Origin of the sequence: Nodosilinea sp. P-1105, assembly GCF_012911975.1 — a bacterium.
Taxonomy (GTDB): Bacteria; Cyanobacteriota; Cyanobacteriia; order Phormidesmidales; family Phormidesmidaceae; genus Nodosilinea.
Genome location: NZ_SMDQ01000104.1, coordinates 1 through 12,132, shown reverse-complemented (window position 1 = coordinate 12,132; position 12,132 = coordinate 1). Strand labels below are relative to the sequence as shown.

Sequence of the window (12,132 nt, the reverse complement as noted above, 5' to 3'; positions counted from 1 at the left end):
TCAACTTCCCGGTGAGTATTTACACTCGGCTGGGGCCAGAATCTGAGGAACCTCCTTAGAAATGAGCGAACCGGGAGTGTGAGGTAGATCCCGTATGAATTAGTAGAGAGCGGCCTTCTGCCTGCCTGCCCTAACTAACTAGGAGTTGGCTATGCTAAAGAATGAATCTTGCAAGCAGGTTAACCTATGCCCCCTGCCTTTCCTGGCATGAACCCTTACCTAGAGAGCCCCGATCTGTGGACAGAGGTTCATGCCTGGTTGATTGTGCAGCTGGCCCGCCATCTCAACCCAGTCTTAAAACCTAAATATCGGGCTGCCGTTGAACAGCGGGTCTATAACGAATCTTTGCTGGTCGGCATCCCCGATGTATCTGTATTTCAAGGTAAGGCCGGTCAGACCCAAGCCACCACAACCACTACTCTGAATAAGCCGATTAGGGTTAATCTCCCCATGAGCGAGGAGGTGAAAGAAACCTATCTAGAAATTCGCCAGATTAGCACTGGCCAAGTTATTACAGTGATCGAGGTGCTGTCGCCCAAAAATAAGCGATCGGGGGAAGGACGTAACCATTACACCGCCAAGCGCCGCAAGGTGCTGGAAAGCCACAGCCACTTGGTCGAAATCGACCTACTCCGTTTTGGGGAACCGCTGCCTATGTCCGGCAGTATCCCATCTGACTATCGTATCCTCATCAGTCGTGCCGCCAGCCGTCCCGAGGCCGATCTTTATCCCTTCAATCTACAGGAGCCTATCCCTGGCTTTTCCCTGCCCCTTCAGCCCGGAGATGACGAACCCACCATTGATCTCAACTCGGTGTTACAAGAGATTTACGATCAAGCCTCCTTCGAGCTGGTGATTGACTACACTCGACAACCCGTTCTTCCCCCCGTCACTGAATCAAGTTTTCAGTGGATTCAGGCGCTGAGGGGCTCATAGAGCATCCCCGGAAAAAATTAGTTTCCAGGAATACCTCAGACAGGCGATCGATGAACTCTGCTCTGTAGGGTTTTGTTTTCTGGATCAAGAAGAAAATGGAAAACGCACAGGATGGGAACAGGCGAGCCAGGGGGCGAGCCAAGGGTTGGGGGAACGGGTAAAACTGCGATCCATAAAACCCAGCCAGGGAGGTAAATTCCCCAGCAACTTCCCGATAAAACAGCAAGGTGTCATGTTTAGAAAAGGGTCGGATGTGGGCAGACACCATTTTGCAGCAGGTAGGATGCACCCCAAATAGGCCCAATAGCCGGTTATGCAGTGATAGAACATTAGGTACTCCCAGATACAGATGTCCTCCCACTTTCAGAGTTCTGAATATCTCATGGTTGATCCAGTAGATTTCTTTGGTGTGTTCTAGCACCTGATTGGCGATTACAACATCTACTGACTCGTTCTCAAGGGGCAACGGTTCCGCTTCAATGTTGACTGAAATCGGCTTAATGCCAGCCGCCATTAACGCTGACGAATTCCAGTCACCATAGTCGACCCCAAAGCAGGTGGCATGGGGATGGTGCCCCAGGACAATCTGCAAATCATCGCCACCGCCACAGCCAATATCCACGCAGGTGTCAATGGCTAGGCGTTGTACCACCTGTGCCAAAACATGGCGTCCGTAGGTTTCACGGTGATCAACAAAGGTTAGTCGGCTGGTGGTGCCTGGGGTCACATTTTGAAACATGGCTTAATTCTGAATTAATTGGCCCTTACCCTAGGGCCGCCAGGACATCCTGACGGGTGATATCACTGGTGACGAACGCAGATCCCAATCCCTGGGGCATGACAAACCGCACCTGGCCATCTTCTACCTTTTTGTCCCCCTGTAGCAGGGTAAGAATGGCTTCAGGGGCTAACTGGGAGGGAATTTCGGTGGGCAGGCCGGTTTTCTCAATCAGCGATCGCTGCCGTTGCGCCTCCTTTTCGGTCCAATAGCCACGGGCCGTGGCGATTTTACCGGCGGCGACCATGCCGATCGCCACCGCTTCCCCATGGTTGACCCCCTTGTAGTGCATCAGGCTTTCCACCGCATGGCCGATGGTGTGACCGTAGTTAAGAATCGCCCGCAGGCCCGCTTCTTTTTCGTCCTGGGAAACCACATCGGCCTTGGCCTGGCACGATCGCGTCAAAATGGCATGCAACAGCTCTTCCCCCACATAGCGGTATTGGTCTAGGCGGGGAGCGGCCTCCAGGGCCTGGAACAGGTCCTGATCCCAAATCACGCCATATTTAATCACCTCTGCCATGCCAGCACGAAACTCGCGGGCGGGCAGGGTTTTGAGCACGATGGGGTCAATCATCACCAGGCGGGGCTGGTGGAAGGCACCAATTAGGTTTTTGCCCTGGGGGTGGTTGACGCCGGTCTTACCGCCAATGGAGGCATCCACCATGGCCAACAAAGAGGTGGGCACCTGCACGACGCTCAGGCCCCGTAACCAGGTGGCGGCGGCAAAGCCGGTCATGTCGCCAATCACCCCGCCCCCCAGGGCCACCATGGCTGACTTGCGCTCCAGGTGAAAGGCCAGAGCGGCGTCATAGATTTTTTGGATGGAGGTAAGGGTTTTATAGCGCTCCCCGGCGGGCAGTAGGCAGGTCTGCACCGTATATCCCGCTTGAGTGAGGGAGGCCACTAGGCGATCGCCGTAGTGCTTAAAAATGGCCGGGTTAGAGACCACCAGTAGCTTTTGCCCTGGCTTGACCAGAGGGCTGCCGGGGTCGGCCAGCCAGGTGCCGACGTGGTCTAATCCCTGGGCGGCGACCACCACGTTGTAGGGGTGGTCAGGCAGCGGAACGGAGATTACAGTTTTCATGGCGGCAATGGCTGGCTGGTCGATCGAGATTATGCTTTACCACTTTAGCCCCTCCAGGGCAGACATATGGGAGGGCGGACTCATCCACCGATCGCCTCCGTTATCATGCCCCCCCAGGGCGGACACATGGGTCCGCCCCTACGTACCGCACCCATCAACCCCACACTACAAATCAAATCCAAAACCCAAAATCCAAAACCACCTCCCCACCCATCCACCCTTCGACAAGCTCAGGGCAGCGCCCATCCACCCTTCGACAAGCTCAGGGCAGCGCCCATCCACCCTTCGACAAGCTCAGGGCAGCGCCCATCCACTCATCCCCCCACCTCCCCACCTCCCCCATCCCGTGGTTCAATAAAACAACACGCTGTTATGGAGAAATACCCATGGGTGGAGTTGTTGCTTATGTCTTGTTTCTGTCGGCCATGATTGGGCTGGCCCTGGGGCTATACTTTGGCCTGCGAACAGCCAAGCTAATCTAGTCGGTTGGGGGCTGATGTTAGGGTCGGGATAGCCTGAATCACCGCTAGCATCAGCCAGCCCAGCACATTGGCCCGGGCGTCGTAAAAGGCCAGGTCAAAGATGGCGAAAAGGACATTGCCGCCAAAGCCGATGAAGTAACCGGCCAGAATAGCTTTTGGGGCTTTGGCGATGGTGGCATCCAGAAGGTGTTGGCTGCCCTGGACCATGATCCAGCCGACGATGATGGTGAAGCCCAGGGCTACAGGAATACCCGCTTCCAGGGCGAGCATCAGCCAGAGATTGTGAGCGTGACCCAGGGAGTCGTAGAGGGGCACGGCATGGGGCTCGTAGAGTAGCTTAAAGGTGCCCAGGCCGGTGCCCAACCAGGGGTGGTTGGGAATCATCTGCCAGGCGACCTGCCACACATCCAACCGCAGGGTGATGGTTGAAAAAGATTCTGCCAGGCTGCGGCCACCGACCCCCCAAATCAAGGTGCATGCGGCGACGGTGGCCAAGCTGCCCAGCCCGGCCAACAGCACTGGTCGGGCTGGCTGCACCAGGGCAAAAAACAGCAGCACCTGCACCCCGGCCACCAACAGCCCATTGCGGGAGCCTGAACAAAAAATGCCAACTAAGCTCAGGCAGGTGGCGGCATAAATCCACAGGGTTAAGCGGCGACGTTGAGAAGTCTGTAGGCAATAGGCACAGAGCCCTAGGCCCAAACCAAAGACCATCACCATATAGCTGGCCAACACGTTGGGGTGGCCAAACACAGAAGAGGCCCGATGGCCGTAGTAAATGCCGCCATAGAGCCACTGGAGCCAGGGCAGGTTAAGCCAGCGGCTATAGTTTTCGGGGGCATTGAGGTAGTATTCGAGAACCGCCCGCAGGTTAATGGGGATGGTGGCTAGCAGCAGCACCAGGGCCCAGGTGCGTAGGGTAGCCAGGGGTTGCTGGAGGTTGATAAGGGCGATCGCGATCGCCCCATAGAGCCCAAAAAATGGCAAAAAGTTAGTGAGTTGCAAGACCGACTCCCCTGGGGCCTGGGACCCTAGGGTACTGAGGATCAACCCCAGCCCCAGCCAGCCCCAGCCCTGACCATAGAGCAATTGTCCAACCGCCTGCCCCCAGCGCTGTAGGCTGAGACCTAAAAAGCCCAACAGCCCCAACAGAGCTGGATACACCAAGTAAGGTAATACCAGCAAACTGCCGACGACCAAATCCTCTGGGGTGAGCAGAGACGTTTTTACCCGTTGCAGACTAATAGGCCCCATCTCCCACCATCACCACCCAAACGGTTCTCAGCAAAATGTAAATATCAAGCCAGACAGACCAGTTTCTCACATAATAGGCGTCTAGGTTGACCCGCTCTTGGTAGGACACGTTATTACGCCCTGACACTTGCCATAGCCCCGTTACCCCAGGTAAGACTTTGGTGTATAGCTCGTACTTGTCGGCATAGCGCACAACTTCGTCCCGCACAATCGGCCGTGGCCCGACCAGGCTCATCTCCCCCCGCAGCACATTCCACAGCTGGGGCAGTTCATCCAGACTGCTGTGGCGCAACCAGCCCCCCAAGCGAGTAATCCGGGGATCATACCGGAGTTTGTGATCCTGCTCCCACTGCGATCGCAGGTCAGGATTCGCCGCTAGATACTCTTCCAGTACCTGGTCGGCGTTGTCGACCATGGTGCGAAACTTCCAGGCCACGAAGGTGCGCCCATCCCGCCCCAGCCGCCGATGCCCATAAAAGATTGGCCCCGAGGAATCCAGGCGCACCAACAGGGCGATCGCCGCAATCACCGGCAGCAGCCCCAGTCCGACCACCACAGTCAGCACCAGATCAAGCAGCGCCTTGGCCATGCGAGGACCAGGCAGCAGCAACTGCTGCCGAATTTCCAGCCCTAACATGCCCCCCAGATCTTTGGGGCTAACCCACAAACTGGCCACCCCAAACAAATCAGGAATCATCAGCAGGTGAGGAAACCGGTGACCGTACTGCTCCAAGATCTGTAACAATCGCTCCCGCCGCAACCCTGGCATGGCCACAATCGCGTAGGAAATCTCCAGCCGCCGGGCGATCATCGGTGCGGCGGACAGCGGTCCCAGCACCGGCACCCCATTCAAATCGCCTCGCTTGGTGGCATCATCGTCCAGCACCGCCACTGGCTTCAGCCCAAACCCCGGGTGGTGATGCAGACTTTGAATCACCAATTGCCCGGTTTGACCAGCCCCCAGCACCAATACGGGATACCCCCACCACCTCTGCTTCGCCCACAGTTGCCTCACCAGCAGCCGCCCCAGCAACACGGCCACCAGAGACAGCAACCACGCCATCAGGAACACACCGCGCGAGTAGGTTTCCCCCTCCCGGGTTAAAAATAGCCCCGCCCCCAACACCAAATAGGTGAACGTGGTGGATAGACAAATGCGCCGCAGTTCATCCACCGGGCTCACACCCACCGCTGGATACAGCCCAGCCACCGCGTAGGCCAGCAAAAATACTCCCAGAATTGGCCACAGCTGCCCGTACAGCGCTGGCGCATACCGGCCGTCGAACGCTAACCGTAGGTAGACGCTAACTGCCCCCGCCAACCCTAAGGCGAGAGCATCCGATAGGGCCAATAGGGCTACCATCGGCAACGGACGCACCGACATCCGTAAGGATGCCACCATCGGTTTCACTGCTCGTTGCAGGGGAAACATAGTTTTCCTCACGACTCCTGCATCACCGCCATTACTCTAGTGCATCCCCTCGCTGAAATTGCAGCCATTTATCGTTGACATAGGTCAATAGTTGCTGCCGAAACCGTGGTGCCGAAAAGGTCTCAGCATGGCGGCGAATCAGCTCAGCCGAAAACTGGCTGCGGTTCGCTTCAAAGGCCCTCACCGCATCGATCAGGTGATCCACCGTTTGGTATTGAAACAATACCCCAGTTTTCCCTGGCTGTACCGTTTCGGTACAGCCTCCACGCCCATAGGCAATCACCGGAGCCCCAGCGGCCTGAGCTTCCACCACCGTGATACCAAAGTCCTCCTCGGCTGGAAAAATAAATCCCCGGCAGCGTTCCATGTACTCTGACACCACTGAATCTGGTGGGTTCCTGAGAAAGGTAATATTGGATTTAGCCAGCCGCTGCAGAGAGTCCATGGCGGGGCCATCGCCAATCACCACTAGGGGCAACCCCAGCTGGTTAAAGGCCTGTACCGAAAGATCGACGCGCTTGTAGGGCACACAGCGAGATACCGTTAAATAAAACTCGTCCCGGGGTTGATGCCAGCGGAAGCGATCCACCGCCACGGGCGGATAAATCACCGTGGCCGGGCGACGATAGGTTTTCCAAATTCGCTGGGCCACAAACCGGGAATTGGCCACAAAACAATCGACCCGGTGGGCCGCCGCCACATCCCACAAGCGCAGGTAGTGCAACATGAACCGGGTAAGAGCACCCTTTAGACCGCTGGTCAGCCCCGCCTGCTGCAAGTACTGCTGCTGCAAATCCCAGGCGTAGCGAATGGGGGTGTGCACATAGCTAATGTGCAACTGGTGGGGGCGGGTCAGCACCCCTTTAGCCACCGCATGGTTGCTGGACAGCACCAGGTCATAGGCCGACAGGTCAAACTGCTCAATCGCCAGGGGCATCAGCGGCAAGTACTGACGAAAATGCCGCCGAGCCCAGGGTAACTGCTGAATAAAGGAGGTTTGTACCTGGGTGTTGGCCGGGATTAGGCCCCTGGCATCATCCGGCAAAAACTCCACCAGGCTGAATAAGTCAGCCTGGGGATAAACCGCCAGCATCTGTTCGACGACTTTCTCTGAACCGGCGCGGCTGACTAACCACTCGTGCACCACCGCGGTGGTGGCCGGTTGATCAAGATTGGGCTCTAACACACTTCAGAGGAACCAGAGGAACCTTCGATCTTTAGTTCTCCAGAGGCTACCTTATCCGACACTAGCTGCCGTACCATTTCCAATTCTTCAAAGGTGACTTTGCCATCCGCTTTCATCGTGGCTGTAATGGCCTGGCATTCGGCTTTGGTAAGCACTCCATCGGCGATCGCCTGGTCGATAGTCTGCCGCAGGTTGTCCAATTCCTGTTGCTCTTCGACGCTTAGTTCTTTAGCCATAGGGGCACCTCTCTCCAGTTCCATGCCAATTTTATCAGGGCAGATCCCCCATCCCCCCAGGACAGATATTCAGGGCAGACACCCAGGTCTGCCCCTACGGACAGCTGCCACGGCCCGATATGCCGTTGTAATCAATGGCCACCTGGGAGCCGTTGCCGGGGGTTCCCCCCGATAAGTCCACCAGTTCCACCCGATAGGTGCCGCCAGTGGGGGGGCTGGCACTGCCCTGGTAGAGGGGTTGCCCCTGGGTATTGCTCCCCTGACGACTGAGGGTGCTATCAAAGGTGTTTTGGGTTTCCAGATTGACGAAGCGTACCAGGGTAAACCTGCCGTCACTGTGATAAGCGGTAAAGGTCATCGCCTCCGCTAACCCCTTGCAACTGTTTTCGGGCCGAGCTGTAGGGGGTAACGGGGTGGCTCGACCGGCAATGTTGACAAAATCCCCCCGAATCCAGCCTTCTGCCCCAGACCGCTCGAATTTAACGTAATACCAGGTGCCATCACTGCCCTGGGCCGATCGCAGCAGCTGCACTGGGTCCCCCACCAGGCCATAGCCCTTGGCGCTAGCGGTGGTGCTGGGCTGCGATCGCAGGTTGATTCGCGACCCGGGCTGGGCCGCAATTAATTGGGCCGCCTGGGGTGGGCTGAGGGCGGTGCCAGTGGTCTCTGCCCTTGGGGCTGGAGCGGGGGTCGGTGCTGCGGATTGGCTCTCGTCTGCGGCATCCTGTTCTGGGGTTTCGTCCACCTCCAGATCTAGGGGCAACTCGTCCTCGGGAGGGGGCCGGTCTGCCTCCTCAACGGCCTGCCGGCCCCGACAGGCGATCGCCGATACACTCAGCACACAACATAACCCCAGGGCAATCAACTGATTCGGCTTTGACATCGTGCTACCCCACCGGAGACAGACACCAGCTAGCATAGCGTTTGGGTCTGGGATCATTGGCATATTGCGATGTGGTGTTACAAGCGCCCCTGCCAAAGCGATGCATCTTAGCTAAATGCAACGAAGTGAAACGTTAATTTGCTGACTCGCCCCTGCCCCCAGCCTTAGCTTTAAAGTAAAGGTAGATCAAATGTTTTGTTCTGGGCAAAAGATTTAACCAGGAGGACAACATGACACCTGAAAATGGCACATCCCAAACACCATCCCACTACGATCCACACCTTGTACCCGCAGAAACCGCCGCCCGAGCCCAGCGTGAAGGCAAAGCCTTTGGTCATGTGGACCACGATCCTCAAGATCCATCCCAGGTGCATACCCGGGACGGCTATACCGTTGACCAGGAGGGCTTGATCAACAACTATGCAGTTGAGCCCCCGATGTACATCGACGAACCAGGGGACTTGAGAGAGGTGGAACAGGCCAATGCTGAACAGCGGGCGGCAGACCGCAAAGCGATGGAGTCGTCCCACGATTGGCATCACAAGGGTCCTGGGATTATTTAAAGGACTTTCTGAAGAGGAGTTTTTGATCCCGAAATTAAGTTCTGACGCTGTCAAGTCTTGAATTTAGGGTTAACAGGCGTAGAGATTGGTAGCCTCAAGCTCCGAAATCCCCTCCTTGGGAGGCCTGCGCTGAGCGTGTCGAAGTGGGTAGAGGTGGGTCAAGTAAGTCTGAAGAACCCACCCCGCCCTCCGGGCACCCCTCCCAGGAGGGGACCACCCTGCCCTTTCCTGCGGAACGCTTTTGCTCGGAACGCTTCGCGAACGCGAACGGGCACCCCTCCGTGGGAGGGGTGAACATTGGTACAGATCCCTGGGTTCTGCCCTGGGATGACTCGACATTCACTGTCCATGAGCCCAAGAACCCTGGGATCTTGACACCCTGTACCGCTGTTCTAGACGCCCAGGATTTTGTCGTCCAGCCCAAAGTCCACTTCGGCCTGATCGCGGCCAGAGGGAAGGTAATCGTTGTGAAACGAATCCTTCAGCCCTGTGACCAGGTCATAGGTGGGGGCCCAGCCCAATTCCGCCTGGGCTTTATCGATGGTGGTAAAGAAATGCTGCACCCGCATGGGAAAGGCTTTGGCTTTGCCAAAGTCGAAGGCTTTAGGGTCGTAGTGCACCAGGTTCAGGCGGGCAGGGTCTTTACCGGCGGCGATCGCACAGGCCCGGGCCAAACCGTCAAAGGTGACGGCTTTTTCGCCAGAAATGTTGTAGATCTGGCCGATCGCCGTTTCGTTGCCCAGCACGGCGGCCATGGCCGCAGCCAGGTCCTGGACATGGCCTAGCTGGGTCAAATGCAGGCCATTACCGGGGATGGGGATGGGGCGATCGCGCACTACCCGGTCAAAAAACCACGACTCTAGCGGGTTATAGTTCTGGGGGCCGTAGATATACACCGGACGCACCGAGGTAAACGGCACGTTCTGAGCCTGCAGGTAGGCCTCGGTTTCAAATTTGCCCTTGTGGCGGCTCTGGGGATCCACCGCATCCCCTTCAATATGGGGCATCTGGTCTGACTTCAGGTACACCCCAGCAGAGCTGACATAGACAAAATGCTGCACCTTGTCCCCAAACAGCTCCACCAGGGGCTGGGTGTCGCTCAACTCGCGCCCATTGTTGTCAAAGATAGCGTCAAACGATTCGCCTGCCAGCTTGGCTTTTAGGCCCTCTGCATCTTTGCGATCGCCCACAATGGTCTGGACTCCAGCCACAGGGGCAGGGTGGTTACCCCGATTAAACAACACTACCTGATGGCCTCGATCCACCAATAACTTAGTTAAGTACACCCCAATAAATCGAGTGCCGCCCATGATCAATACTCGCATGACCCTCTCCCAACGCTGGATGTATCCCTATATTAAGCCGGGGTGATCCCCGAAATTTACTTTAAGAATCAGGGGATTTGGCTGGAGGCATCTTAAGCTAACCCGTAGATATGGGCCAGATCTTCCGCGAGAGCGGGGAACCCGCCTAAAATGTTATGAGTTGAGCATCCGCCAACCCACCTAGCGTGAGATCACATCTACATGCGAGAGCTGGACAACGCCTATCGAATCCTTGAGCTTGAGCCTGGTGCATCCCTAGACGATGTCAACCAGGCTTATAAGGATCTGGTGTTTGTTTGGCATCCTGACCGCATTCCCCAGGATAACCAACGGCTATACCAAAAGGCCCAGGATAAAATCAAAGCCCTGAATCAGGCCCGCGACTTGCTGCGCACCCACAGCCGCAATGGCCGCAGCAGTTACCCAAGTGGCTCCTCCAACCGCTACAGTGCGCCTAACTACAGCGCCTCGGCCCAGGCTGAACGCCGCTATGGCAGTGCCTATCGCTCGGCTTATAGCAGCTCTAGTTACCAAGACAGCAGCTACAGCAATGGGACGACGGGCAGCAGCGGCGATCGCTACCAGGGGTCCTACCAAAATCGCTACTACCGCTATCAGCGCAGCCCCTACGGCAGCTACTACGGCAGTGGCCAAAGCGCCGAAACCACCAATGGCAATGGTGGAGGCAACGGTACCTCATCCTCCCAATCAACCTCATCCCAGGGGGCTGGGGCCAAACGTTCGTCTCAACGATCCTCCCAGGACACTGGACAGCCCTACCAGTCCTACCGAGAACGGCGGAATGCGGCGGCAGGGGTTGGCCGTTCTAAACCTACTAGCGATCGCCCCAATGCCCCCAGTGGGTCTACCTCCGCCCAGGGGCAAACGCCCCCATCCGGCACAGGTACGGCGGCTAACTCTGGGGCCAGTCAGAGCAGCACCACCCACAGAAATAGCCATTCTACGGGTAATGCCACAAGTCAGACCGCATCAGCCGCCAACCAGGCCTATAACACCTACAACGCCCACACCCGCAATTCCCCCAGCAGTGCTCACCGATCGCGCCAAAGCCGCGACCTGAGCGGAGCCGACATGCAGGGCGCCAATCTACGGGAAAAAGACTTTGCTGGTCGTAACCTGAGTGAAGCCAACCTGAGTGGGGCTGATTTGAGCGACACCTTTTTGCACAAGGTCAACCTCAATCGGGCCAACCTCAGTAAAGCCAAGCTGTTCCGCGCCAACCTGCTACAAGCTGACCTGAGCCACGCCAACCTGCGGGAAGCCGATTTAATTGGGGCAGACTTTAGTGGCGCCGACCTCAGCGGCGCTGATCTGAGTGGGGCAAAGGTGGCCGTAGGGGGCCGTACCATGGTGAAACTCACCGGCACGATTCTGACCGGGGCGATCATGCCGGATGGGTCGATTCATGATTGAGGGAAAAGGGAAGAGGGAAAAGGGAAGAGGGAAGAGGGAAGAGGGAAGAGGGAAGAGGGAAGAACGAAGAGGGAAGAACGAAGAGGGAAGAACGATGTCTGCACCCCAATCTGTGACCAAAACTGAGGCTAAGCAGCTGCTAGAACGGATGATCTTTGACACGACAGCCCCCCAGGACTGGGTAGACGATGTGTGGGGCCTCAGCCCCATGATGGGGGACAGTGCCGCGAAACTATTAGAAGCGTTTTACACGCTAATTGACTGTTGCCCTGAAGAACAATTGGACAACCTGGTCAAGAGTCTCTATCGAGAGCAGTTGGAATTCTAAGGAGATCTCTAGGAAAGAAGTTCCCAACGTTATCCACCGACCAGCACTAGGGTAGGGTGGGCTCGGCCAGCCCTGTCAATGTGAGGCAGATTTAGGGGTCGATCCCTCGGATTGGCCGCTGAGCCAAGGACTAGAAGTCCAAGGCTCAAAGCCGAAATCCTCTGAAGAGGATTGGGAGCCGAGTTCCCCAGTCTGCTTTAGCAGACTT

At 56.9% G+C, this 12,132-nt stretch carries 13 protein-coding genes; 5 read left to right on the top strand and 8 right to left on the bottom strand.

Annotated features, from left to right (window positions below; all coding sequences use genetic code 11):
• Positions 1-186 precede the first annotated feature (186 nt).
• Positions 187-936 carry a DUF4058 family protein gene (locus tag E1H13_RS25235; protein WP_169617733.1) on the top strand — a complete coding sequence of 250 codons (750 nt, stop codon included), beginning with the start codon at positions 187-189 and terminating at the stop codon, positions 934-936.
• Here the strand turns inward: E1H13_RS25235 and E1H13_RS25230 are convergent.
• Both E1H13_RS25230 and aroB read right to left on the bottom strand, forming a co-directional pair.
• Positions 890-1,675 carry a class I SAM-dependent methyltransferase gene (locus tag E1H13_RS25230; protein ID WP_169617732.1) on the bottom strand — a complete coding sequence of 262 codons (786 nt, stop codon included), beginning with the start codon at positions 1,673-1,675 and terminating at the stop codon, positions 890-892. The genes E1H13_RS25235 and E1H13_RS25230 overlap by 47 nt on opposite strands.
• Positions 1,676-1,700: 25 nt before the next feature.
• Positions 1,701-2,801 (bottom strand): 3-dehydroquinate synthase, encoded by a 1,101-nt coding sequence (aroB, locus tag E1H13_RS25225; RefSeq protein WP_169617731.1) that lies wholly within the window; start codon positions 2,799-2,801, stop codon positions 1,701-1,703.
• A gap of 386 nt (positions 2,802-3,187) precedes the next feature.
• Between aroB and E1H13_RS25220 the strand changes: the two genes are divergently transcribed.
• Complete coding sequence (locus E1H13_RS25220) at positions 3,188-3,283, top strand: cytochrome b6-f complex subunit PetL (protein ID WP_169617730.1); 96 nt, start codon at positions 3,188-3,190, stop codon at positions 3,281-3,283.
• Here the strand turns inward: E1H13_RS25220 and E1H13_RS25215 are convergent.
• From E1H13_RS25215 to E1H13_RS25195, 5 genes are all read right to left on the bottom strand, one after another.
• Positions 3,275-4,537 carry an O-antigen ligase family protein gene (locus tag E1H13_RS25215; protein WP_169617729.1) on the bottom strand — a complete coding sequence of 421 codons (1,263 nt, stop codon included), beginning with the start codon at positions 4,535-4,537 and terminating at the stop codon, positions 3,275-3,277. The two genes, E1H13_RS25220 and E1H13_RS25215, sit on opposite strands and share 9 nt — an antisense overlap.
• Positions 4,524-5,939 carry an undecaprenyl-phosphate galactose phosphotransferase WbaP gene (gene wbaP / locus E1H13_RS25210; RefSeq protein ID WP_240966852.1) on the bottom strand — a complete coding sequence of 472 codons (1,416 nt, stop codon included), beginning with the start codon at positions 5,937-5,939 and terminating at the stop codon, positions 4,524-4,526. Before wbaP ends, E1H13_RS25215 begins: the two co-directional genes overlap by 14 nt.
• A 61-nt stretch (positions 5,940-6,000) precedes the next feature.
• On the bottom strand, positions 6,001-7,155 hold the full coding sequence (locus E1H13_RS25205; RefSeq protein ID WP_347404222.1) for a glycosyltransferase family 4 protein: 1,155 nt from the start codon (positions 7,153-7,155) through the stop codon (positions 6,001-6,003).
• Positions 7,149-7,391: a hypothetical protein gene (locus E1H13_RS25200; RefSeq protein WP_206071062.1), complete on the bottom strand. Its 243-nt coding sequence runs from the start codon at positions 7,389-7,391 to the stop codon at positions 7,149-7,151. The genes E1H13_RS25205 and E1H13_RS25200 overlap by 7 nt, the downstream gene beginning before the upstream one ends.
• A gap of 94 nt (positions 7,392-7,485) precedes the next feature.
• Positions 7,486-8,274, bottom strand: coding sequence for an SH3 domain-containing protein (locus E1H13_RS25195; RefSeq protein WP_169617726.1), 789 nt, complete (start codon positions 8,272-8,274; stop codon positions 7,486-7,488).
• A 230-nt stretch (positions 8,275-8,504) separates the two neighbouring features.
• Between E1H13_RS25195 and E1H13_RS25190 the strand changes: the two genes are divergently transcribed.
• Positions 8,505-8,837, top strand: coding sequence for a hypothetical protein (locus tag E1H13_RS25190; protein ID WP_169617725.1), 333 nt, complete (start codon positions 8,505-8,507; stop codon positions 8,835-8,837).
• A 392-nt stretch (positions 8,838-9,229) separates the two neighbouring features.
• Here the strand turns inward: E1H13_RS25190 and E1H13_RS25185 are convergent, their stop codons facing one another.
• Entirely contained in the window at positions 9,230-10,162 is a 933-nt protein-coding gene (locus tag E1H13_RS25185; protein ID WP_169617724.1) for an NAD-dependent epimerase/dehydratase family protein, read from the bottom strand.
• 201 nt (positions 10,163-10,363) lie between these two features.
• Here E1H13_RS25185 and E1H13_RS27545 point away from each other — a divergent pair, with 201 nt between their 5' ends.
• Both E1H13_RS27545 and E1H13_RS25175 read left to right on the top strand, forming a co-directional pair.
• Positions 10,364-11,596, top strand: a complete 1,233-nt coding sequence (locus E1H13_RS27545; RefSeq protein ID WP_169617723.1) for a pentapeptide repeat-containing protein — start codon at positions 10,364-10,366, stop codon at positions 11,594-11,596.
• A gap of 94 nt (positions 11,597-11,690) precedes the next feature.
• Complete coding sequence (locus tag E1H13_RS25175; protein ID WP_169617722.1) at positions 11,691-11,924, top strand: hypothetical protein; 234 nt, start codon at positions 11,691-11,693, stop codon at positions 11,922-11,924.
• The last annotated feature ends 208 nt before the right edge of the window (positions 11,925-12,132 follow it).